General features: G+C 56.1%; 17 protein-coding genes. 8 read left to right on the top strand and 9 right to left on the bottom strand.

Annotation, left to right across the window (positions count from 1 at the left end):
- Positions 1-14: 14 nt before the first annotated feature.
- Positions 15-1,274 (bottom strand): ABC transporter substrate-binding protein, encoded by a 1,260-nt coding sequence (locus tag GOW16_RS19505; protein WP_170418684.1) that lies wholly within the window; start codon positions 1,272-1,274, stop codon positions 15-17.
- A 150-nt stretch (positions 1,275-1,424) separates the two neighbouring features.
- On the opposite strand from GOW16_RS19505, the gene GOW16_RS19500 reads away from it, so the two are divergent.
- The 8 genes from GOW16_RS19500 (at position 1,425) to GOW16_RS19465 (ending at position 11,304) form a co-directional block, all read left to right on the top strand.
- Positions 1,425-2,231 carry an IclR family transcriptional regulator gene (locus tag GOW16_RS19500; protein WP_170418932.1) on the top strand — a complete coding sequence of 269 codons (807 nt, stop codon included), beginning with the start codon at positions 1,425-1,427 and terminating at the stop codon, positions 2,229-2,231.
- Positions 2,228-3,286, top strand: a complete 1,059-nt coding sequence (locus GOW16_RS19495) for an ABC transporter ATP-binding protein (protein WP_170418681.1) — start codon at positions 2,228-2,230, stop codon at positions 3,284-3,286. The genes GOW16_RS19500 and GOW16_RS19495 overlap by 4 nt, the downstream gene beginning before the upstream one ends.
- Before the next feature lie 137 nt (positions 3,287-3,423).
- Positions 3,424-4,383: a dihydrodipicolinate synthase family protein gene (locus GOW16_RS19490; protein ID WP_170418678.1), complete on the top strand. Its 960-nt coding sequence runs from the start codon at positions 3,424-3,426 to the stop codon at positions 4,381-4,383.
- Entirely contained in the window at positions 4,374-5,306 is a 933-nt protein-coding gene (locus GOW16_RS19485; RefSeq protein ID WP_170418675.1) for a proline racemase family protein, read from the top strand. Before GOW16_RS19490 ends, GOW16_RS19485 begins: the two co-directional genes overlap by 10 nt.
- A complete protein-coding gene (locus tag GOW16_RS19480; protein ID WP_170418672.1) occupies positions 5,303-6,541 on the top strand; it encodes an NAD(P)/FAD-dependent oxidoreductase in 1,239 nt (412 codons plus the stop codon). Before GOW16_RS19485 ends, GOW16_RS19480 begins: the two co-directional genes overlap by 4 nt.
- 9 nt (positions 6,542-6,550) lie before the next feature.
- A complete protein-coding gene (locus tag GOW16_RS19475) occupies positions 6,551-7,576 on the top strand; it encodes a trans-3-hydroxy-L-proline dehydratase (protein ID WP_170418669.1) in 1,026 nt (341 codons plus the stop codon).
- Between the two features lie 126 nt (positions 7,577-7,702).
- Entirely contained in the window at positions 7,703-8,788 is a 1,086-nt protein-coding gene (locus tag GOW16_RS19470; protein ID WP_170418666.1) for a tetratricopeptide repeat protein, read from the top strand.
- Positions 8,789-9,090: 302 nt separating this feature from the next.
- Positions 9,091-11,304 carry an NADP-dependent isocitrate dehydrogenase gene (locus tag GOW16_RS19465; protein ID WP_170418663.1) on the top strand — a complete coding sequence of 738 codons (2,214 nt, stop codon included), beginning with the start codon at positions 9,091-9,093 and terminating at the stop codon, positions 11,302-11,304.
- Positions 11,305-11,581: 277 nt separating this feature from the next.
- Here GOW16_RS19465 and GOW16_RS19460 read toward each other — a convergent pair whose 3' ends face one another.
- The 8 genes from GOW16_RS19460 to GOW16_RS19425 all read right to left on the bottom strand — a co-directional run bounded on the left by GOW16_RS19460 (position 11,582) and on the right by GOW16_RS19425 (position 22,779).
- On the bottom strand, positions 11,582-12,688 hold the full coding sequence (locus tag GOW16_RS19460) for a transporter substrate-binding domain-containing protein (RefSeq protein ID WP_170418660.1): 1,107 nt from the start codon (positions 12,686-12,688) through the stop codon (positions 11,582-11,584).
- A gap of 45 nt (positions 12,689-12,733) precedes the next feature.
- Positions 12,734-13,996 carry a transporter substrate-binding domain-containing protein gene (locus tag GOW16_RS19455; RefSeq protein WP_170418657.1) on the bottom strand — a complete coding sequence of 421 codons (1,263 nt, stop codon included), beginning with the start codon at positions 13,994-13,996 and terminating at the stop codon, positions 12,734-12,736.
- A 22-nt stretch (positions 13,997-14,018) separates the two neighbouring features.
- On the bottom strand, positions 14,019-14,804 hold the full coding sequence (locus GOW16_RS19450) for a PP2C family protein-serine/threonine phosphatase (RefSeq protein WP_170418654.1): 786 nt from the start codon (positions 14,802-14,804) through the stop codon (positions 14,019-14,021).
- A gap of 3 nt (positions 14,805-14,807) precedes the next feature.
- Positions 14,808-15,800, bottom strand: a complete 993-nt coding sequence (locus GOW16_RS19445; RefSeq protein WP_170418651.1) for an FHA domain-containing protein — start codon at positions 15,798-15,800, stop codon at positions 14,808-14,810.
- A gap of 206 nt (positions 15,801-16,006) precedes the next feature.
- Positions 16,007-18,190, bottom strand: a complete 2,184-nt coding sequence (locus tag GOW16_RS19440; RefSeq protein WP_170418647.1) for a serine/threonine protein kinase — start codon at positions 18,188-18,190, stop codon at positions 16,007-16,009.
- Between the two features lie 336 nt (positions 18,191-18,526).
- A complete protein-coding gene (locus GOW16_RS19435; RefSeq protein ID WP_170418644.1) occupies positions 18,527-19,813 on the bottom strand; it encodes a dynamin family protein in 1,287 nt (428 codons plus the stop codon).
- Positions 19,810-21,852 carry a dynamin family protein gene (locus GOW16_RS19430; RefSeq protein ID WP_170418641.1) on the bottom strand — a complete coding sequence of 681 codons (2,043 nt, stop codon included), beginning with the start codon at positions 21,850-21,852 and terminating at the stop codon, positions 19,810-19,812. Before GOW16_RS19430 ends, GOW16_RS19435 begins: the two co-directional genes overlap by 4 nt.
- 66 nt (positions 21,853-21,918) lie before the next feature.
- On the bottom strand, positions 21,919-22,779 hold the full coding sequence (locus GOW16_RS19425; protein WP_170418638.1) for a hypothetical protein: 861 nt from the start codon (positions 22,777-22,779) through the stop codon (positions 21,919-21,921).
- Positions 22,780-22,795: the final 16 nt, after the last annotated feature.

The raw sequence follows: 22,795 nt of genomic DNA, 5'->3' as shown, positions 1-22,795 counted from the left end.
CCGGCCCGACCGGTTTAGTTTTCGTAGATACGCTGACGCGCGCGTTCCAGTTTGGATAGGATGCGGTCAACGTTATCAGGCTTGACCATGAATTCCTGGAAGCCTTCCATCGACACCTTGGCCATTTCCGCAGGTGCGTCACGATCCCAGAACTGGGCGACGCCACCGGGACTGTTGGCTGACAGCATCTCAAACCCTTGCTGTAGGAATTTGTCGTCATCGACGGACGATTGAGCGTTCACTGGCAACTGACCCAGGTTTGCGCCATTGTTGATCTGTGTCTGCTCATCCGCGGAAACGGCAAAGCGCAGGAACTCACGCGCTGCTTCCTTATTCGACGCGTTGGCCGGGATGTGGAAGGTATCCGTTGGTGCATCTTCGGCCAATTCTACATCCGGGTTGATGGCAACGAACTGATAGAAGTCCAATTGGTCGTCGGTCAGACCCGCTTCGCGCAGAGGAGCAACGGCAAAGTTGCCCATCAGATAGGCTGTGGCTTCTCCGTTGACCATGAAGGGTAAGGCCTCCTGCCAGCTGTAAGTCTGGTGATTGTCGACGAATGCACCCATGTCGATAAGCTGTTTCCAGTTGGCAAAGGTCTGCTTGACCCGGTCGTCTTCCCAGCTGATTTCGCCATTGGCGAGCTGGTTGTGGAAGTCAAACCCGTTGGTGCGCATGTTCAGGTAGTCGAACCATCCACCGGCGGTCCACAGGAACTTGGTGCCGATGGTATAGCAGGCGCGGCCTGAATCGACGATCTTCTGACAGTTCGCAAGCTCTTCTTCCCAGGTGGTCGGCTCGGACAGCCCCAGTTCGTCAAAGATGTCTTTGCGGTAGTAAACGCCCCACTGGTAGTAGGTGTAGGGTACGCCCCACTGCTTGCCGTCAATGGTCATTGCGCCCTTGGTCGACGCAAGATTATCGGCGATCTCAGGCTCGGCCCACAGGTCCGATACGTCTTCGAACAGGCCGGCATCAACATAGGGCTTCATGCGGTTCGCCGCATACCACGTCGCCACGTCCGGCGTATCCGCGGTCAGGAAGTTGCGGATCTGGGTCTTATAGGCCTCGCGGTCTATCACTGTGGTTTCGATCTCAAGACCCGGATGCTGTTCCGCGAATCGTTCGATCATCGCCTCCATCGTCGCGCGTGGCGCTGGGTTGGAGGTGTCGAGAAAGATTCTCAGCTCGCCGGTCAGTTCGGCGGCGACAGGTGCGGCAAGTGCGACACTGGCTGCCAAAGCCGCGGCAGTGCGCTTGAACATGGAATGCATGGTTTCCTCCCTTAGCTTCCATTTTTTGCTTTCAAAGTTCCAAATAATGAAACTAAGTTTTATATATTGAAAACTACACATCGACTCGGTTAGTCTTGTCAAGACCCTCGTGCCGATTGCGATGGGTTAATGGGAGGAGAACAGGCACCCGTGGCTGGTGACGGAACAATAGGAAAGGCATGTGATGTGCTGGATCAGGTGGCCGCGTTTGCGCGCCCCGTCCGATTCGCGGAGTTGTTGGAAAGTAGCAATTTCCCAAAGGCGACCCTGTATCGGTTCCTGCAAACGCTGACCAATCAGGGGATGCTGTCATACGATCCGGACCGGCAGACATACACTCCCGGATTGCGGCTGGTACGGCTGGCGCATGCGGCGTGGACACAAAGCTCACTCGCGCCAATTGCGCGACCGTTTTTGGATGCATTGAGCCGGGAAACCGGGGAAACGGTGCATTTGGCACAGCTTGATTCAAATCAGGTGCTGTATGTGGATAAGCGCAATGCCGCCCAGCCGATTGAGATGTATTCGCAGGCCGGCAAAGTCGGTCCCGCCTATTGCACCGGGGTGGGTAAGGCAATGATGGCGTACCTGGATGACGTTGCGCTGGACCGCGCCGCGTCCCAACAAAGCTACCATCGCTTTACTGACAAAACACTAACCTCTGAGGCGGCGCTACGCGCCGATCTCGACCTGATCCGCAGCCGTGGATATGCCGTCGATGACGAAGAGCATGAGCCCGGTATTATCTGCATTGCCTGCCCTATCCTTACCTCGGGCGGGCGAATGCTTGGCGCGATCTCCGTGACCGGATCGACCGAGCGGATGACTTTCAACCAATTGGAAACCTGGGTTCCCCGAGTTCGCCGTGTGGCCGAGCAGATCGGAGCCGAAGCACAGGCCTGGCGGTTCCCCGAGACCCGTCAAAGTGCCGAAACAGACAGGATGCAAGCGACATGACAGGTGTAACACTGAACCAGGCGATCAAGCGGTATGGCGAGACGCAGGTTATTCACGGCATTGATCTGGAAATCGAAGACGGAGAATTCTGTGTCTTCGTTGGCCCATCTGGCTGCGGCAAGTCCACGTTGCTGCGGATGATCGCAGGCCTTGAGGAAACAACCGAAGGGCAAATCCATATCGGTGCACGCGAAGTGACCCACATGGACCCGGCCAAGCGTGGCGTGGCCATGGTTTTCCAGACCTATGCTCTTTACCCACACATGACCGTGGCCGAAAACATGGGCTTTGGACTGCGCATGAATGGCGTGGAAAAGTCCGAGATCAACAAGAAAGTACAAGAAGCTTCGAGCATCCTGAAACTGGATCAATATCTCAAGCGCAAGCCCAAGGCCCTATCCGGTGGCCAACGTCAGCGGGTCGCCATCGGGCGCGCAATTGTACGAGGCCCGGAGGTTTTCTTGTTCGACGAACCGCTCTCCAATCTTGATGCCGAGCTGCGTGTCGAAATGAGGGTCGAGATCGCACGACTGCACAATGAAATTGGCGCGACGATGATCTATGTAACCCACGATCAGGTCGAAGCAATGACCATGGCAGACAAGATCGTTGTGCTGCGTGACGGTCGGATCGAACAGGTCGGCGCGCCGATGGACTTGTATCGGGACCCGGACAATCGGTTCGTAGCGGGCTTCATCGGGTCCCCTGCTATGAACTTCCTTGACTGCGATTTCGTCGATGGAAAAGTCTCACACCCGGCCCTGAGCGAGCCATTGGACTTGCCGATCAATGTGCCGGCAGGCATGAGCAAGGTGACACTTGGCATGCGTCCGGAACACATCACAGTGGATCGGTCAGGTGACACTTGCACGGTTGACCTGACCGAAGCGCTTGGAGGCGTGAGCTATACGTACCTGCTGACGCCCAACGGAGATAAATTGATCGTCGAAGAGCGAGATGATCAGCGCAGCAAGCAGGGCGAACGCATCGGGCTTATTGTGCGCCCGGAACGCGCCATGCTGTTTGATCCCGAGACAGGTCACAGGCTTCGCTGAAAAAACTCATTTTGTGATATGAGCGCGCCCGATCATTGATCTGGCGTGTTCTCAATTTTTCTGGATTTTGTATCCAATATCCGTTATTGGCGATTCCGAAAGCGCGTCCAACCGCCCATCGCTCGAGGATTTTACCAATGTCGACCAACGTGTTCACCGGCACGATGCCTGCTCTGATGACCCCCTGCAAACCTGACCGCACACCTGACTTTGATGCGCTAGTGCGCAAAGGAAAGCAGATGATCGACGCGGGTATGTCCGCAGTCGTTTATTGCGGTTCTATGGGGGATTGGCCCTTGTTGACAGATGCGCAGCGGATGGAAGGGGTTGAGCGTTTGGCCGATGCGGGTCTGCCTGTCGTCGTCGGCACCGGGGCCATTAACACCAAATCCGCCGAAGCCCATGCGGCGCATGCGCAAAAGGTGGGTGCGGTCGGTCTGATGGTCATTCCGCGTGTTTTGTCTCGCGGCAGTTCACCCGCCGCGCAAAAGAACCATTTCAAAGCGATCTTGTCTGCCGCACCTGATGTTCCGGCGATCATCTACAACAGCCCATACTATGGCTTTGCGACACGAGCAGACTTGTTTTTTGCCCTGCGCGCGGAACATTCAAACCTGATCGGATTCAAGGAGTTCGGTGGCAAAGACGACCTGCGCTATGCGGCTGAAAATATCACCAGTCAGGACGATCAGGTCACCCTGATGGTTGGTGTTGATACCGAGGTTTACCACGGTTTCGTAAATTGCGGTGCAACCGGGTCGATCACAGGAATAGGCACAGCCTTGCCGCGCGAAGCATTGCTGCTGGCCGCCCTGTCCAAAAAGGCGGCGCGAGGCCATGCCGAGGCCCGCCAGCGTGCGCAGGAACTCACAGAGGCGATTCAAGTGCTTTCCAGCTTTGACGAAGGCCCGGATTTGGTGCTGTACTACAAGCACTTGCTGGTCCTGAACGGCGAGGGGGAATACCGTCTGCACTTTAACGAAACGGATGAGTTGACCGATGCACAGCGTAATTTTTGCGAGCAGCAATACGATCTGTTCCGGACGTGGTTTGCCGATTGGTCGAGGCAGGGCGGAGTGATCGCCGAATGCATGTGATCGACAGTCACACAGGCGGTGAACCAACTCGCGTCATTCTGGACGGCGCGCCGGATCTTGGGTCCGGGTCTTTGGCGGAGCGGGCAAAGCGACTGGCGGCCGAGCACCAAGCGTTCTATCGCTCTGTCATGCTCGAGCCGCGCGGTCAGCCCGCTATGGTTGGCGCATTGCTGGTTGAGCCTGTTGATCCGACATGCGTCACCGGCGTGATCTATTTCGATGTGGACGCGGTTTTGGGGATGTGCGGACACGGAACCATCGGTCTGACCGTCACGCTGGCTCATCTGGGGCGAATTGCCGTGGGCCAACACCGGATCGAAACGCCCGCCGGTGTGGTGACGGTCGAACTGCACGATGCCAACACCGTTACCGTGACCAATATCGAAAGCCGCAGGGTTCATCAGAATGTTAGCCTTGATGTCGCGGCATGTGGCAAGGTCACAGGCGACATCGCATATGGTGGAAACTGGTTTTTCATCATCGACCCTAGCCCGATCCCCGTCGAGCCTGCGAACATCCGAAAGCTGACGGACATGTCGATCGCCATCCGTGAAGCCTCGATCGCGCAAGGGGTTGGCGGCGAAAACGGCGAACCAATCGACCACGTTGTCTTTCAAGAAGCTTCACCGGACCCGGCGGTTCATAGTCGCAACTTTGTTCTGTGCCCCGATGAAAACTACGACCGCTCTCCTTGTGGAACCGGCAGTTCGGCCCGGCTGGCCTGTCTCGCGGCTGACGGGCGATTGGCACCGGGTCAGGAGATCATCCAGCAGAGCGTGATTGGCAGTTCCTATCGTCTGTCATACCAGCCTGGACCGAACGGAGGTGTTATCCCTTCGATCACCGGGCAAGCATTCATCACGGCCGAGGCAACGCTGCTGTTCAACGAAAACGATCCCTTCAGAGTCGGGATCGAAACATGACGCCGCAAGTCGTTGTCATTGGTGCCGGAGTAATTGGAGTTACGGCAGCACTTGAATTGCGGCGACGAGGCCATTCGGTGCTGGTTTTGGACCGCAAGGGCATCGCAGCCGAAACATCATCCGGTAACGCCGGTGCGTTTGCCTTCCCTGAGGTCGAGCCACTTGCCACGCCCGGTATCATGCGAAAGGCACCCAAGTGGCTGTTGGATCCTTTGGGCCCACTGTCCATTCCACCAGCTTACGCCTTGAAAATCGCGCCATGGATGTATCGCTTTTGGCGGGCCAGTCGACCGGATCGCTACAGTGACCTTCTTGGCGCACAAGCCAGTTTGATGCGGCTGTCCATGACTGCACTTGATCGGCTGATCTGCGATATTGATGCCGAGCACTTGCTGCAACGCGATGGGCAGATGCAGCTATATGAAAGCGCGGCCGAATTCCGCGCCAGTTTGCCGGCCTGGAATTTGCGGCGCGAGCACGGGATCGAGTTCGAGTTGTTGGAAGGTCCGGCGGCAATTGCAGAAAAACAACCGGGCCTCAGCACTCGGTTCACTCATGCCGGGTTTACTCCGAACTGGTTGAACACCATTGATCCAAAAAGGTGGGTTGAACACCTTGCTAAAGCCTTTCAAACCCGCGGCGGTCGAATCGAACGGGAAGAAATCCGGACCCTCTCGCCGCAAGAAAACGGTGTGCGGATCGCGTGCGCGGACAGAACAATAGATGCGGCCAAAGCGGTGGTTGCCGCAGGTGCCTGGTCTCATCATATCGCGCAATCTTTGGGTGACCGTATCCCGTTGGAGACCGAGCGTGGATACAATACTACCTTGTCGGAAGGCGCATTTGATTTGCGTATGCACCTGACATTCTCGCGCCATGGTTTTGTGGCCAGCAAGATCAACGGTGGGGTACGCGTCGGAGGGGCTGTAGAGTTGGGCGGGTTAACCTTGCCGCCGAACTTCAAACGGGCCGATGTTTTGCTGGACAAGGCGGCAGCGTTTCTGCCTGGCCTGAAAACCGACGGGGGCATGCAATGGATGGGTTTCCGCCCATCATTGCCGGACAGCATTCCGGTGATTGGCACGTCTCCCAACTCGGCAGACGTTCTATACGCCTTCGGCCACGGTCATCTGGGCCTGACCCAATCGGTGGGAACTGCGGAACTCGTCGGGGCGCTGGTCGATGGGCAGGAACCGCCAATATCAATGACGCCATACGCCGCCACCCGGTTCTAAGGAGGAGATATGCGCAGCGTAAAGACCATTCATGTCGTGTCTGCCCATGCCGAAGGTGAAGTCGGGGACGTCATCGTTGGAGGCGTTGCGCCGCCGCCGGGTGACACAATCTGGGAACAACGGACGCATATTGCCAACGACCAGACGCTAAGGAATTTCGTACTGAACGAACCCCGAGGTGGTGTGTTTCGGCACGTTAACCTGTTGGTTCCGCCCAAGCATCCCGATGCCGACGCCGCGTTTATCATTATGGAGCCTGAGGACACTCCGCCTATGTCCGGCTCGAACTCGATCTGTGTCGCTACCGTATTGCTGGATACCGGGCTTATCCCGATGCAAGAGCCTGAGACTGCTCTGACGCTTGAAGCACCCGGCGGGCTGGTTCGCATACGCGCTGAGTGCAACGGAGGTAAAGCTGAACGGATTCACGTGCAAAACCTGCCCAGTTTCGCCGATAAGCTTTCTGTCCCGTTGGAGGTTTCGGGATTGGGCACACTGACTGTTGATACGGCTTTTGGGGGCGACAGTTTCGTGGTTGTTGACGCCTCCGAGTTGGGCTTCGGCGTTACCCAAGATGAAGCCCGCGACATTGCTCGGAATGGCGTTGCGATTACAGATGCCGCAAACGAGCAATTGGGGTTTACGCATCCCGAAAATCCGGATTGGACCCACATTTCCTTTTGTGCCTTCTGCGGCCCGCTCGAACAGACTCCGACCGGTTGGCGCGGCAAATCTGCCGTAGCCATACAGCCCGGTAAGGTGGATCGCTCGCCTACCGGCACAGCGGTTTCCGCACGCATGGCGCTGATGGCGGCCAGGGGGCAAATGTTCGCCGGTCAAACCTTCGAGGCCATCTCGATCATCGGCTCCCGCTTTACCGGGCGGATCGTTCAGGAAACGCAAATTGACACGCAACCAGCTATCATTCCCGAGATAAGTGGCCGCGGTTGGATAACTGGCACCCACCAGCACATGCTTGACCCGGACGACCCCTGGCCGGGTGGGTATCGGCTGAGCGACACATGGGGCGTCTGATCAACCCATAGGACAAACCTTGTCTATCTTTCGAAACAATTACAGGTGTTTGGAAAGGAATACCTCTTGAGTATTGGTGCTGGATTGCCACCTTAAGGTGAGTATTTTGAACTGATTAGAGGTTTTATGCACATTCGTCTTGCTGCTTTGGCTATTGTGATCGCCACGGTGTTGCTGTCCTTCAACAAGCCATCCAAATCCGGATCAGACTTTTCACAGCTGACCCAGTCCTGCCTTGGAAATAAAGGCGGCGCTGCGCACGTGGTCGCGGCCTGCGCGACTGTGATTGAGGGTGCGAGTGCAACTCCAAAAAAACAAAACTCATTGCTCAGATCTCGAGGCTGGGCGTATTGTCGCGACAAGCAGTACGACGAGGCGATTTCGGATTATACCAACGCATTGGTCCTGTTTCCGAACCACCCACAGTCGACTTTGTGGCGTGCCATTGCCTACTACGCGGAAGGTGATGTTCAATCCGCTGAAACAGCGTATGAAAAAGCTCTGTCGCTTGCCCCAAACAGCACTGACGCGTTGTTTCACAAAGCCAAGTTCGACCAAGATCAAGGGAATACATCAGCTGCTATTCAGGGTTTGGAGGAGGTTCTGGACCTCGACCCGAGTTATGAGGGCGCGGGATCAGTACTGATCAATACTCGCTACGATGCATATGGATATGACGGATTCGAACAGTTTCTGACGCACGCTGAACAGCGCTGGCCCGATCAAACATGGGTGCATTTTTCTCGCTTGATCTATGATCTGAGATTCACAGGCGATCATGAAAGGGCTCTTTCAGCGTCTACAGAGCTTGCTCGACTGGAACCAGGGTTAACTTACGAATTGTTTGTTCCAGCCATGATTCATTTGAGGATCGGGGATGAAGACACAGGCATCAAATTAGTGAGCGAATATGCCGATCGCGTTATTCAACGAGACTTGGCTGAGCTGGCTTTCCACAAGCGATGGTATCGCAAAGCCTTAAATTGGTTGGTTTTGGGTCAAAATGAAGAGTGGGTACACCGCTATGTGGCGCTAGCTCACTTCGGCAGGCCGGATCTCGCTACTTCCGAACTCGAGAGTTTTCTGGAGGATACCGGAGGGAACGGCCGCAAAATACTATTGAGAGTCATGCGGCGAGCGGGAACCTCGGTTCCACGCGAGGCGGACGCTGGTTCTGTTGAGCATTTGACACCGCAATTGAAGATCACGTGAACCAACTTGCAAACGAAGGCGGGTTCAGGCATTTTGGATCGGCGAAAAAAGCTGGATCAGTAACGACCAACAAAGTTACAGATCAATAGCTGCACCCATGGTCCAATCCGTAAACCTGACTACCCGTGGCAATATGCGCGCGCTTTAGACGATTGATCCCAGGCCCTTCCTGATTTAAGGGATGCCCTGTCAAATCAGAGTCACCGTTGGAGCGGTAGGAGAAACGCGCCCCACCTACGCCACGCAAACGTGGCACACTCTTGGATCGCACGCCCCGAAAGGTTTAAAAAAGGTAAAAGAATATGGCAGATAACTCGAACTTCGACATATTGTATACCATTGTAGACGAAGCGCCCGAGCTGGCCAGCGCCTCGTTCCTGCCCATCATTCGCAAGTTCGCCAGCGCTGCGGGTGTCGGCGTCGGCACCAAGGATATTTCATTGGCCGGACGTATTCTGGCGACCTTCCCGGAAAAATTGACCGACGATCAGCGTATCACCGACGATTTGGCCGCACTGGGCGAGCTGGTGAAGACGCCGGACGCCAACGTGATCAAGCTGCCGAACATCTCGGCCTCGGTTCCGCAACTCGTGGCGGCCATCGAAGAGTTGCAGTCGCAGGGCTACGACATCCCGAACTACCCCGAAGAGCCCTCGAGCGAAGAAGAAAAAGCGATCCGCGCGCGTTATGATGCCATTAAAGGCTCGGCTGTGAATCCGGTTTTGCGTGAAGGCAACTCGGACCGTCGCGCCGCCCGTGCCGTAAAGAACTATGCGCAGCAGAACCCTCATTCGATGGGCGAGTGGGCCTCGGACAGTAAGACCAAAGTGTCGTCGATGTCTGGTAATGATTTCTATGCCAATGAGAAATCGGCCACCATCACCGCTGCTCAGGCGGGTGACGCCAAGATCGAATTCGTCGGCAAAGACGGCAGCGTCACTGTCCTGAAAGACGCCTGGCCACTGGCCGAGGGCACCGTTGCAGATGCCACTTTCATGTCCGTCAACGCGCTGTCTTCGTTCTTGGCAAAGGCGATTGAGGACACCAAGAAAGACGGCACCATGTTCTCGCTGCACATGAAGGCCACGATGATGAAGGTCTCGGACCCGATCATCTTTGGTTATGCTGTCAAAGCTTGGCTGGCTCCGGTGTTCGAGAAATTTGGCGCGGAGTTGGATGCTTTGGGTGTGAACCCAAACTCAGGTCTGGGCGATTTGCTGGAACGTGTTCAGAGCAATGCCGATATCATGGCGGCGATTGACGCGATCAAAGCGGATCGTCCGTCGATGTATATGGTCGACAGTGACAAAGGTGTCACCAACCTGCACGTCCCGTCGGACGTGATCATCGACGCTTCGATGCCTGCCGTGATCCGCGCGGGCGGCAAAGGCTGGGACGAGACCGGAGCCAAGGGTGACACCAACTGTGTGATCCCTGACCGCTGCTATGCGTCTGTCTATGATGAGACCATTAACTTCTTCAAAGCCAATGGCGCGCTGAACCCCGCCACGGTCGGCGCTGTCGCCAACGTAGGTCTGATGGCACAAAAGGCCGAGGAATACGGCTCGCACCCGACGACGTTCCAAGCGCCTGCTGACGGTACAATCCGTATCGTTCTGGCCAATGGTGAGACGCTGCATTCTCATGAAGTCGAGAGGGATGACATCTGGCGCGCCTGTACTGTCAAGAAGGCTCCGATTGAGAACTGGATTCAATTGGCGATGGATCGCCAGCGCCTGACCGGGTCCGAGGCGATTTTCTGGCTGGACGCAAACCGCGCGCACGATGCGGAACTGATCAAGTATGTCAAACCGGCGCTTGCCGCGGCTGGCGTAGCCGACAAGTTCCTGATCATGGCTCCACGCGAAGCAACCCGTCAGTCGTTGGAGACTATCACCGCTGGCAAGGACAGCATTGCCATCACGGGAAATGTGTTGCGCGACTACCTGACCGACCTGTTCCCGATCCTGGAACTGGGTACGTCGGCCAAGATGCTGTCAATAGTAAAGCTGATGAATGGCGGTGGCCTCTTCGAAACCGGTGCGGGTGGTTCGGCACCCAAACACGTGCAGCAATTGGTTGAGGAAAACCACCTTCGCTGGGATTCAATGGGTGAATTCTGTGCTTTGGGTGAGTCATTGAACTTCCTGGCCGATAGCAAGGGCAACGCAAAGGCGGGTGTTCTGGGTGCTGCGGCCGAAGCGGCCACGCAAGGTATTCTGGACAACAACAAATCGCCTAGCCGCAAAGTTGGCCAGCCAGACAACCGCGACAGCCACTATTGGTTTGCACGCTACTGGGCCGAAGCACTGGCCGCGCAATCGGACGATGCTGAACTGGCGGCAGAATTCGCACCGATTGCCAAAGAGCTGGTAGAAAAAGAAGGTCAAATCTTGTCGGAACTAGCGGCTGCCCAAGGTGCCGCTGCTGATCTTGGTGGGTATTACCACACCGATCCCGCGAAGACTGCAGCAGTAATGCGCCCCAGCGCAACGCTGAACGCGATCATCGGTTGATAAACAAAGCCCACGCTTCGCGGTGTGGGTGCTTATCGGCTTTGTAGGAAGCATAGAAAAAAGGGCCGACCCCCAAAGTCGGCCCTTTTTTGAGTGAGTGGTCAGGCCGAAGCCTCACCGGTGTAGTTGATTTCATGTTAACCCTTTCGCGAAATTGCGAAATTAGGGGTTTCCCGTAATTTGGGAAGTTTGGGGGCCACCTGTCGCTAATCATTTGGTCTTAAACAAAAAAGGGCCGGTCTGGTGACCGGCCCCAATCATTCGGAAGTCCGAAAAATCAGTTTGATGCTGCGTTAAGCTTTTCGTTTTGTTCGCGCAGCGTGTCCGAGATGATCGCGTACCACTCGCCGGATTCACGCATTTCGTTCAGACCCTTGTTCATCATCGCGATGTATTCACGTGCGAACGGGTTGGTGCGGTGGGCAAGGAAGCTCATCGAGGACAAGGTCGAAACATATGGGTTTTCAACCAGATCGGACGAAGTCAAACCCATGTCGTTCATGGTCGAAGCGAACAGATCGACTTCGAACGCGGCGACGTCTGCTGTGCCGGTCAATACGGCATCAAGGCATTCGCGGGCCGAGTTGGGCTGAACAACAGTCGTGTTTTCGCGGTTCAGTCCAACTTCTTCCAGGACAACCATGCTCCAACCGGACATGCGGCAAATGGTAGAACCTTCAAAATCTGCGAACTTTGTCGCGCTGGCATAGTCGCTTTCCGGCAGTGTGAAGAATCCGCCAACGATGTCGTATACAGGGACAGAGGCCACGAATTGCGTACACCGCGCTTCAGTTTCTGACGACCATTCGTATGAGCGGTTCGTACAGTCCGGGACAGTCCAGGCGATCGAGATATCGAACGCGCCAAGCGGCAGCAACGTGTCCAGATGCGAGCTCCAGTCATCGACAAAGCTGACCGAGTAGTCGCGGCTGTTGCCAGCACGCTGAAGGCTGGTTGTAGCCAGGCGGGTCATGATTCCGCCGCCGCCCAGTGCTTCACTCGTAAACGGTTCCCATCCGTTACCTGCCACCATTTTGATCGGCGGGGCATAAACATTCGAACGCTTGACGCTTGCTGCACGTTGCTCTTCCGCGGCGATCAGTTCCTGAGCGGACTGACCGTTCGGCAGGCTGCCATCCTCACAGGGCAGGGCCAAAACCAATCCCGGCGCAAGTGCGTTCGGATTGGTGATGATGTTGCGGTTCGCGTTAAAGATCGGCTGATAGTTCGATGTGCCGTATGCTGCGATCGCGATGGTGGCCATCGTATCGCCATCCGCGACTGTGTAGTTGCTGCACGCTTCCTGTGCAGCGGCAGCGCCGGCGCTCAGGGCGGTGACGGCGGTGGCCGACATCACTACTTTCTTAAGGTTAAATTCAAACATGTCCACTTCCTCCAGACTTTTCTTGTAGTTAGGCCAATTGGGGCCTTAGCCATTTTCCATTTGATGACGCAGAGCGGTTGATACGATGTCTCGCCACTCTCCGGATTGCTGCATGATCGCCAGACCCTGATTGAGCGTCTCTAGGATCGCTTCCCCATCCGGATTATCTTTATGGGTCATGACGTTAAGCGACTTGATTGCCGCCAGATTGGGGTTTTCGATAATACGGTGTTCGTATCCCAGCCGTCCGATTGCTTCGATGGCCAGATGAGCCTCGATCGCGACGATGTCGGCCGTCCCGTCCATAACTGCGTGAAAGCAGTCATCGGGCGAAACCGGGCGCACAAGCGAGATTGCCGGTTCATACAACCCGACCTCATCCATGTGCGACAGCGACCAGCCCTCCGGACGACAGATGGTTGTCCCGGCGAAGTCAGCATAAGTCAGTGTTTGCTCATAGCCCGAGCCTTCGCGGGCAAAGAACGTGTCCACAACTTCGTAGAACGGGTTAGAGAAGTTGTATGTTTCGCACCGAGCGCGGTCTTTTTCCGACAAGGCCTCTGCCGCCTCGCAATTCGGACGCGACCATGGGAAGGTGGCATCGAACGCCAGTGTCGGCATCAGCAGGTCCAGATGCGATGACCAGTCATTGACGAACTGGATCTTATACGCCTGCTCGGGCGCAGCGCGAAGCATCGCTGTCTCGACAAGGTAGGTGTAGAGGCCGCGATTGGGCAGCGCTTCGTCGGTGAAGGGTGCGTAGTTGCCACCGGTGATCAGCAGCAATTGACGGTCGCGAATTTCCGGGCGTTCGCCTTCATCCGCGTTTCGGATCAGCGCCGCGGCTTCTGCCCGCGCTGCTTCGATTTCGTCCTTGGCCGCTGCTTTGGCAGCAACCACCGCGTCTTCGCTGGCTTTCTTGGCCTCAGCTTCGGCTTCAGCAACGCGGGCTTCGGCCTCGGCAATCGCTTTTGCAGCGCGATCTTCGGCCGCCCTGACCAGCTCTGCTGCCATTTCGGCGGCCATGGCCTCAGCTTCGGTTTGCGGAACGGTCGAAGCACGGCCGATGTCTTCTAGACAAGGCATGGTCAGAACGTCGCCGACCCGAATGATGTTCGGGTTATTGCCGATCACGTCCCGGTTGGCATCGTATATGATACGAAAATCCTCGGTCGAATACACGTCGATTGAAAGTTCACGCAGGCTGTCGCCGCGCTGAATTTCGTATGTTGAGCACGCCTGTTGCGCCGATGCAGTGCCCGCTGCGGCAGCAAGTGCCAGGCTTGATATGATCAGATGGTTTCTCATGGGTCCTGTTGCTTTGCCTTGTTTAGTTTTTTGTGAGTTTGACGACACCGATCGAGATGTTGTCCTGATCCGGGTCGCCTTTCGCGTTGAGCGCGGCCTGCAGCGCCCCGGCAATATCTTGTGCAAGCGCGCTGGAATTCGACTGAAGAATGGACTGGATTTCAGCATTGCTGAGGTATTGCAGACCATCGCTTCCCAGAATCAGAATATCCGACGGTGTCATGTCCAACGGGGTTTCCGGGCAATCGACTTTTGGGATTGCCGCCCCCATGATGACCGAAGTCAGCTGGTTGCGATCAGGATGCGCCTTTGCTTCGGCTTCGGTCAATGTGCCTTCGGCCAATTGCGCATCGATCATAGGTGCCATCGAGTGATCTTCGTTGATCTGCGACAGTACGCCGTTTCTGAACAGGTAAAGTGGGCTGTCACCGATTGAAATCCAGAACAGCCGCTGCCCCAGCAACAAAACACCCAGCATGGTGGAACCCATGTTGAATCCATCGCCTTGCTCTTCGGAATAGTTGGCGATGGACGCATTGGCCTGCATTGCTGCCAAGGGTAACGCGTCGATCAAAGCGGAATCGGACGCTGTTGAACCTTCTAGTTCGGCATCCAGCGCGTCGCGCCAGGCTTTGATCACCAGATCAGAGGCGACTTCACCTGCCGCATGACCGCCCATGCCATCAGCCACGACAACATAGCTTGCATTCGCCGCATCGAACATGCGCGAGGCAACCGCGTCTTCCTGCGTGTCGCGCCGGCCCTTGTCCAGGATCAACGCAATGTCATATGCCGGTGTCGCCAGCATCTATCAGGAATCCCGCCAGTCAAAGCCATCGTCGCAGAACGCGGCAAAACGGATCGAGGTTTCGCTGATACGGATCAAGTCGCCGCTGGACAGCGGAACGGTGCTGAGAACCGGTTTGCCGTTCAGGCGCACCAGATTGGCCTTGCCGCCGTGACCCAAGTAACATTTGCGATCTTCGGGATCGTAGGCAATTACCGCATGGTTGCTGCGCGAAATACCGGTGTCGCCAAAGTCTAGTTGAATGGCCTGGTCGTCATTGCGGCCAATCTGCATCAGACCTTCGGTCAGTGTGATGCTTGCACCACGCCCAGGGCCACCGGTGACAACCAGCCAACCAACCGGGAAAGATTGTTCGGCCTTGTCTGTTTTTGCGACTGGTTCAGCCGTCTCAATGAGGTCCTGAGCATGTGTGTCGGCGCGCTCGAAACCCAAGAAGGTTGTCTTGACGCGACCACGACGATCCTCGGCCGGTTCGGGCTGCGGTACTGGCGCAACATGTGGTTCTTCGACGCTGGGTTCTTCTGAAACCGGTTCTTCAACGGGATCGTCAGCGACGACCTCTACAATCTGTTCTGGCTCAGGGTCCTCGACTTCAAGTACCTCTTGCTCGACAACTACTTCGGTGACCGCTTCGACGTCTTCCTCGATAGCCGAGTGCAGCGTCAATACAGTCTCTGCTTCGGGCTCGGGTGCCTCGTCCGCAGCGTCCAGGACTTCTGCTATGACAATGTCATCCTCGGGCTCTGAATTTTCTGCTGCTTCTTCCTCAGAGAATTCAGGCATTTTTTCTTCTGGCACGAGATCCTCGGACTCTTCGTAGCTGTCCGAGGACACATTGCCGCCTGCCAGTGCTGCCCGTAGGGCATTGAAATCCGCGATTGGTTCGGCCTTTTCCACCTCTGGGGTTTCTGTTTCGACCGCTTCTTCGGTTTCGTTCTCTTTAGGTTTGCCGGCACCCTCGAGAAGCCGGCTTAGAGGGCTTTTGTATTTGAACATGGTGTCGACACCTTTGATTATTGGCACAGGACAACGGTCCCGTGGGGCTGCTTCTTACCTCTGTGCGCGGTTGCACAACGGCACGGTTAACTGGGATAACAATGTCACTTTTGACTTCTGCGACGGGCCGGTTCCCGTCAGGGATGCCGAACTTGGCACTACCCTCAGCAAACACACACTGGCAGATCACATACGAACCGGTCAGATCACTCCTGCGCTAGTGGCATTTCAGCATTTGTTTCGGTCCCACGGCGCAAGACGCTGAAACGGGCCTGCGGTTGGTTTTCTGATACAAGCTTGGCCAGCAGGGCTTCCAGGCTATCCGACCCGTCAATGCGTGTTCCGGAACTTGTCTCTGCGATCAGGACATCGCCCTTCTGCAATCCACCTGTCGCCTCAGGCGGAACCGAGGTTAGGACGGATTGCCACGCTGCGCCGTCTTCGTTCTTGATTGTGAAAACGTAGCCGTTTTCCAAGCCAAGCACGCGCATTGCAGGCAGCGCCAACAATCCGTTCTGCGGACGCGTTTCGCCCAGCGTTCGATACCGGGCAGAGACGCGGATGTAACCGTCTGGATCCACCGTCAGATCATTCATCACCTGTGCGGCAAAGGTCATGTCCGCCTGCACCGGCTTGCTGTTTAAAGTGAAAATCGTCGTACCACGCTTGACCCACTCACCTACGATTGCGGGATCCATATCCTGGTCGACGCCCGTTACCGCAATCACGTTGCCCGTCGAAGCCCGACGCCGTGATGTCTGAAACGGAATTTCTACGTCCCAATGTGAGAATGCGACTTGTTGTTCTGCCAGTTCCACCGGTTCCGCCGGTACAATCGGTGTCGGCTCTGCGGATACGGTTTCCGCCGTTTCCGCGGTCGCCGCTTCTTCTTCGTCCGTTAAAATCGGATCTTGTTGGGCCTGCTCGACAGGCTCTGGCGTGGTTTCAACCTCGGCCTGTGTGGGCTCGGCTTGTGCTGGTGCCGGCTCCACTTCGGCTGTGGCCGCTTGCTCGACCGGTTCTTGTTCTTGCGCGACCGGCTCTTGCTCGGGTGTTTCGACTACGGCGGTTTCTTCTACCGTATCGGTCACCAAAGGTGTTTGGGTCGATGCTGTGTCTTCGACCGGAGTTTCTTCGTTGGACATCAGGAAGAACCCGCCCGCCGCCAAAGCGGCGATCACGGCCACTCCGGCAACAACCTTGCCTGCGCCACCAGATCCGCTTTTGACCACGGTATCTACCGCGACCGGAGTTTCCTCTTTCGACGTAAAGGTCGCGAGCCCGTCTTCGCTCTTGTCTTCATTGCCCAATGCAATGTCAGTGTTGCCCGCAAGCAATGCTGTGACAACGGCTTCGGCGTTTTCGCTTTCAGCCTTGATCCTGGCTTTCTCTTCTTCTTCGTCTTTTTGGTCCATCGCCACGATCACCGACACTGGGCGGTAGTCGAAGCTGTCGAACATGACGCCGGGGCCACGGAACATGCGCAGCCAGTCCAGTGCGGTCTGAAGGCGATCTGTTGCGTGTACTTCCATTGCCTTGTCAATGGCTTCCAGGAACCCTTCCGGATAGCCTTCGAAACGCCCGGCGAGCGGTGTGTAGGGATCTTTTTGACTATTGTTAAACGCATTCAGGCGGGTTTGCCCGTCGATCGGACGTTCACCGCTGATTGCGTGATACAGTGTCGCCGCAAGAACATAGAGATCACTACTTGGCCCCTGTTCCGCGCCACGCACATAAAACTCGTGTGGCGAATACCCGTCCTTGATTACCCGCAGCGTCATAAGCGCAGCAGATTGGTGCGCGGCCTGTTCGCGTGCGGCGCCAAAGTCTATCAGCACCGGGTCACCGTTTTCGTCGATCAGGATGTTATCGGGTGAAATATCGCGGTGCAGCATGCCGCTCTGGTGGATGAAAGACACCGCCGACAGCATTTTTTCGGTGACCTGAATGATAAAGTCCGGGCCCGCCTTGTTCTTGGCGTCTTCAACATAGTCCAGTAGATCGCAGCCACGGATGAAATCCATCGCGATATAAGCGGTCTCGTTGTCTTCGAAAACCTGATGAACGTCGACAATGTTGGGATGTACCAAGCGCGCGTGATTGCGCGCTTCGAGGATGAACAGGTCGATAATCGCGCGTAGATCGTCCTTGTAGCCCGGCTCGACCGGTTCAACCGTGTCGCCGTTGCGACGGCAAAGGGCGCCAGGATAGCACTCTTTGATCACAACTTCACGTTCCAAGCTGTCACGTGCGAGATAGGTGATCCCAAACCCGCCATTGCTGATGAAACGCAGGATTTCGTACTGCCCGCGCAACAGCTTGGCGCCGGGTTGAAGTCCTTCAATTTTCGGTTCGTCGTGCGTCGCGCCGACGGCCTGGTTGTGGCTCATTTCTTTCCGCCCGTTCTAATCGTTTTGCGGCTTTTTTAACTGGGCTTTCAGCCCGCGAACTCACAACCAAACACAACCGCAGGACACTTATGAACGTTAGACGTTTCAAATTTGACTTTATTGGGGCCGCCTGATGGCTTCACTAAGAACTCGGCGCAAAGAATATCTACATATAGTATCACAATATCTGGGAGTGCTATATATTGATTTTCAAGCAACGAAATCCGCGGACTGATTGCCGGTTTTTTGCGGATTAGTCACTAATTCCGAAACAATAAGCGCGCGATTCTGAGGCTCTCGAATCGCGCGCAATGGCTCAATTATAACGGGTAGGGGTCAGGTGCCGGTTTTTGGCTGAACGGAATCTACTCGGCTACCCGCCCAGGCGAGGTTGTCGCTGAGCTGGGCTAGAATACTGATCGCGTCCTTCAACGGTGCGTCGCCGCTCTCGAATTGCAACAGCAACAGAAGATCAGTTGCTTTTTCGAATTCACCGGGAATCCAGTCCGCCTCGGCAGAAATTTCGCTTCCCTGCTCCAGACGCTCTGCAAAATCTTCGACGATTTCCTGACAGCTGTTCAGGAACGCTGCGGGTTCGATATCCGATGTCTCGCGCAAGTCGTCGTAGATGCTGGCAATCGCGGCCAGCCAATCCTCAAGGATCGGGTTTTCGAGCGGGGGAAGGGCGGATTCCAGCGTGGCATGAATCGATGGCACATCAACCGGCGTTGGCTCGGGCACTTCGATGTTCAGACTGGCTAGATAGGGAAGAAAGTCCTGCTCTATATCATTTCGGGCGGCTTCCAAATCTTTCAAGCGCCGCTCAGACGCGACTTGCAGGACCTGTTCGGCCAGGTTTTGCCCACCGCAGGTCTCCCACAAGTCGAAATCGGGTTCGGGCTCTTGCGCCATGGCTTTGACGGCGACAGGCGTGCCGATGGGAACAACAGAACGGAAGAAATCGCCTTTTTCTTTTTCCAAGCGGCTCAGAACACGGTCCAGCGCGTCACGAACCGGAGGAAGGTCCGTGTGGGTTACGGCCAGCAAGCTGTTCGAGCGCAGTTCTTGCGGAACTTTTGCCCAAAGGTGGCGCTCGGTCTCGCGCCAGGCGTTGGTTCCGTTTGTGCACCAAATGGCACAATCGACGTAGGAGAGCAGATCCAGAGTGGATTTGTAAGTGTCGTCCAGCGCCCCGGTTCCAGGCAGATCGAACAAAGAGATTTCTTGCAAGGCCGGAGTATTCAACCCGACCGAGATAAAATCCGGGTTGTCAGCCGCGGCTTTTTCCAGTGCAACGCCGGAATAGACCTTGGGCTCTTTGTCCCACCAGCCCACCGTGGTTTCTGGTGCATCCGCATAGGCCACGATGACCAAAGGCAGCTTCAGATGCTGAGGGCCAGTTGGTAGGATGTCTGCCCCGGCCAGCATGTTGGCGAGGCTTGATTTCCCGGCCCCAAATTCCCCGACGAAACCGATGTTGACCGCATTCGAAAGCCGCTCGGCATGGGACAGGGCGCGTTCGCGCATTTTGTCCAGGGCCGTGTCTGACGGCAGGTTTTCAGTGGCGGTCAGGAAGCGTTCAAGATTGCGCACTTCTTGTTCGGTTCCGGGAAATTCAATCATTCAGCAGCCTCTGCTAGTTTTTTGTCGGCACCTTGACCGCCGAACACCGCATCCAGGTCATCTGCAACACGTTGCGCCTGATCGAATGCTGCCTGTGCTTCTGCACGAACGTTGGTTTGGCCGGTTCCGACCCGTTGTTCAAGATGTCCGGCCAACAATGCCAGATAGTGATCAAGAACCGTATTCAGGCGTTCCAGCAGATCAGAGCGTGCCGTATCCACCAGGTCATCGCCGATCATCTCGAACTCTTGAACGATCATGCGTTCCGCGCGTGCCACCACGCTTTTACGGGAAATCAGTCGCGACAACCAGCTTACGCGCAGTTCAACGGTAATGCCCCGCGTCAGTGCTGTGGTATCCGGGCGGAACCACCGAACGGCGCTTGTGTTCATTCGACTGTCAGCCGGGTCTTGCCAACCCGGCAGAGCGCGAAGAGCGGCATTGCTGCTCATGTCGATGGCGTAAAGCTCGCTGAGCATCCGTTGGCGCACCACCTGTGTAGCACCCTGAACCAACTCGCGCATACGATCCCGCAGCGGCGAGAAGTTCAACTCTGTGTCACCGCCCTTTGCCAACAAAGGCGAGTCGCCATTCGGCCCCCGAACAACGGTAGAAACAGCCTCGGATACAGTGTCGTCCATGACACCGCGAAGGTTGGCCAGCACATCATCCATATCGTCGATGATCTGAGAGGATTTTTGCGATACCAGCGCGCGCAGCTCGGCCAGTGTTTTGTCGTTTTCATCGCCGTCGGTGATGTCGGCAGAGCCTTCATCATCGATCGCGCGCAGATGTGCCTTGGACCGTTCCAGTTCACCTTGCGCAAAACTGTTAAGGTGCTGCCAAGCCATCTTGAGCTGCTCGTCACGCGGCCCTTGCGTCAGTGCATTGGTGACATGGCGCCGCAGATCGGGCAGGCCCGAGGCGATCATTGCGGCAAAGCGTAGTACACCCTCGCGACTGATCGGGCCGGGACCTTGTTTGATCTCTTCAACGCCGTCTAGATATTGTTTCATCTGCTCGGGATGTGCGCGCAGCCATGCCAGAACATGATCGTGGTTCACTCCGGTTTCATCACCGGTCAGGGCGTAATGGGCCCATTGGGCACTGCCCATAAGAACATCAATGTCCGAGTTTCCAAGGGCCTTCTCCAGCCCGTCCAAAACATCTGTCCGGACCTTTCCAGCATCCTCGGCGCCGCCGCCTAATTCGTCCACGCGGTTGATGAAGACGACGATTTGTCCAAGTTCCAGCGCCTGCATCAAGCGGAACAGTTTGAGGTCCGCCCGCGACAATGCCTGATGCGCGGACAAAACAACGACAAAGAAATCGGATTCCTTGAGGTATTGACGCGAGATTTCCTCGCGGATCAGAAGCGGGTCATTTACGCCCGGCGTGTCGGTAACCGTCAAAGGAAAGGGGAAATGACCGATGTCGAAGTAGACCTCGGCCTTGCGGGTAATATCGCTGTATAGACCGCGGTCTGAACCCGGATCGTGTTCTTCACCATCAGTTGGGTCGTCACCGGCACACACATAACGGGCAAGGTCGTCCGAGTTCAGCTGTTCCAGATCGTGATGCTGACCCAGCAACTGCTCATAGCTGTCCCCCAATCGCAGCCGGGCGCGGGTCTTCATCGCGTCGACCTGCTCTTCGATCATCTCACGTTTATAGCTGTCCTCGTCATCGGGGAACATGTTGCGCAGCTCTTCGCCCTCGGCGATCAGGGCTTGCCACTGGCGGTTATCGAAGAAATGGAACTCCGCCCCTTCGGTGCGACCCGAGGGGTGACCGAAATGCATGTCGGTGATCACGGTCGTCCAAGGATTTACATCCGATGGCAGGTATTCCGCCTGCCCCGTAAACCCGTTGATCAGGCGCGACTTTCCAGCTTTGATCTGCCCGACAAATGCGATTGACGGTTTCAGATTTGTTAAGTCACCAACAATGCGCGAAATGAACTGCCGGGTCTCGTCATTGCTGACCCCGTTCATATCTTCGGCAATTCGAATTAACTCACGACGGTTATTTTCACTCATACTATTACCCTGGGCACTTGCAATCACAGATTGAATTAGTCGAAAAATTGAATGTTACGGGCGCACTCATTCCGAATGCCCCGTCAGAGATGTCCACAGGTTCACAATGGCACCAAGCTTGCGAGCCTCGTGAACCACCATAGAGAATTCTTTGCCGTCGTTCAGGACGGCCAAACCAGACCCCTTGCCACCGGATGGGCGCATGACGATCAGTTGCGGATGGTCCAGCGCTGTGGCTGCGTCATCATCCCACCCTGACAGATCACGGGCGAACTGCGCCAGCAAGGATTGACCAGCATGAAGTGTGCGATCTTCAGCGCAATCGCCGTCAGACTGTATCAATTCCCCGTTCTTGGCTCTGGCGTGGATCCGACCCGCGGCCAGACGTTGGCTACCGTGATAGAACCGGCCGGCCAAACCCTCCGCATTTTCTACAGGTTCTGCAATATTTGCAGGTTCAACAACATCCGGAACGACTGAAATGGCGGGCTCGGCTGGTATTTCGATTGCTGTGCAAGCACTGGCGATTTCGCTGAACGTTATGCCGACATCATCTGCTTCCAGCGTGCTGTCGGGTCGAAGGGATATCAGATTTAGCGGAGCAGGCGCCCCAGCAATATCGGTTACCAGTTGCGCGAGCTGACCGGCGAGCGCATCGCGTTGCTCTGTCGCAAAATCAGGCGCAACGCCGGACCGGACGCGAAAAACGTCAGTGACCCGAGAGCTATTGACCTCAATTGCGAGGCAATCACCATTGGCCGCCGTAAACTCCAGCCGACGCGGCAAAACAGTGCCGCGAATGGTCTGCAACACCTTTTCGCGGCGCTCAAGCGCCGTGTCACCCGGAAGTGCGACGGCGGGATCCAACCGTGCAACCGATGATCGCCCAATATCCTCGAGCAAGTCGAGTATGTCAGTATCCATCATGCCGTGACCCCCTCTG

This window comes from Ruegeria atlantica, from assembly GCF_013033965.1.
GTDB classification, from domain to species: domain Bacteria; phylum Pseudomonadota; class Alphaproteobacteria; order Rhodobacterales; family Rhodobacteraceae; genus Ruegeria; species Ruegeria atlantica_D.
Note: the sequence above shows the minus strand (reverse complement) of the source record. Positions and strands in the feature narration are given on the sequence as shown.

Bases quoted from the DNA above. Each gene is read 5' to 3' on its own strand.
- GOW16_RS19505 (WP_170418684.1), bottom strand. From the start codon at position 1,274: ATGCATTCCATGTTCAAGCGCACTGCCGCGGCTTTGGCAGCCAGTGTC.
- GOW16_RS19495 (WP_170418681.1), top strand. From the start codon at position 2,228: ATGACAGGTGTAACACTGAACCAGGCGATCAAGCGGTATGGCGAGACG.
- GOW16_RS19490 (WP_170418678.1), top strand. From the start codon at position 3,424: ATGTCGACCAACGTGTTCACCGGCACGATGCCTGCTCTGATGACCCCC.
- GOW16_RS19485 (WP_170418675.1), top strand. From the start codon at position 4,374: ATGCATGTGATCGACAGTCACACAGGCGGTGAACCAACTCGCGTCATT.
- GOW16_RS19480 (WP_170418672.1), top strand. From the start codon at position 5,303: ATGACGCCGCAAGTCGTTGTCATTGGTGCCGGAGTAATTGGAGTTACG.
- GOW16_RS19475 (WP_170418669.1), top strand. From the start codon at position 6,551: ATGCGCAGCGTAAAGACCATTCATGTCGTGTCTGCCCATGCCGAAGGT.
- GOW16_RS19470 (WP_170418666.1), top strand. From the start codon at position 7,703: ATGCACATTCGTCTTGCTGCTTTGGCTATTGTGATCGCCACGGTGTTG.
- GOW16_RS19465 (WP_170418663.1), top strand. From the start codon at position 9,091: ATGGCAGATAACTCGAACTTCGACATATTGTATACCATTGTAGACGAA.
- GOW16_RS19460 (WP_170418660.1), bottom strand. From the start codon at position 12,688: ATGTTTGAATTTAACCTTAAGAAAGTAGTGATGTCGGCCACCGCCGTC.
- GOW16_RS19455 (WP_170418657.1), bottom strand. From the start codon at position 13,996: ATGAGAAACCATCTGATCATATCAAGCCTGGCACTTGCTGCCGCAGCG.
- GOW16_RS19450 (WP_170418654.1), bottom strand. From the start codon at position 14,804: ATGCTGGCGACACCGGCATATGACATTGCGTTGATCCTGGACAAGGGC.
- GOW16_RS19445 (WP_170418651.1), bottom strand. From the start codon at position 15,800: ATGTTCAAATACAAAAGCCCTCTAAGCCGGCTTCTCGAGGGTGCCGGC.
- GOW16_RS19440 (WP_170418647.1), bottom strand. From the start codon at position 18,190: ATGAGCCACAACCAGGCCGTCGGCGCGACGCACGACGAACCGAAAATT.
- GOW16_RS19435 (WP_170418644.1), bottom strand. From the start codon at position 19,813: ATGATTGAATTTCCCGGAACCGAACAAGAAGTGCGCAATCTTGAACGC.
- GOW16_RS19430 (WP_170418641.1), bottom strand. From the start codon at position 21,852: ATGAGTGAAAATAACCGTCGTGAGTTAATTCGAATTGCCGAAGATATG.
- GOW16_RS19425 (WP_170418638.1), bottom strand. From the start codon at position 22,779: ATGATGGATACTGACATACTCGACTTGCTCGAGGATATTGGGCGATCA.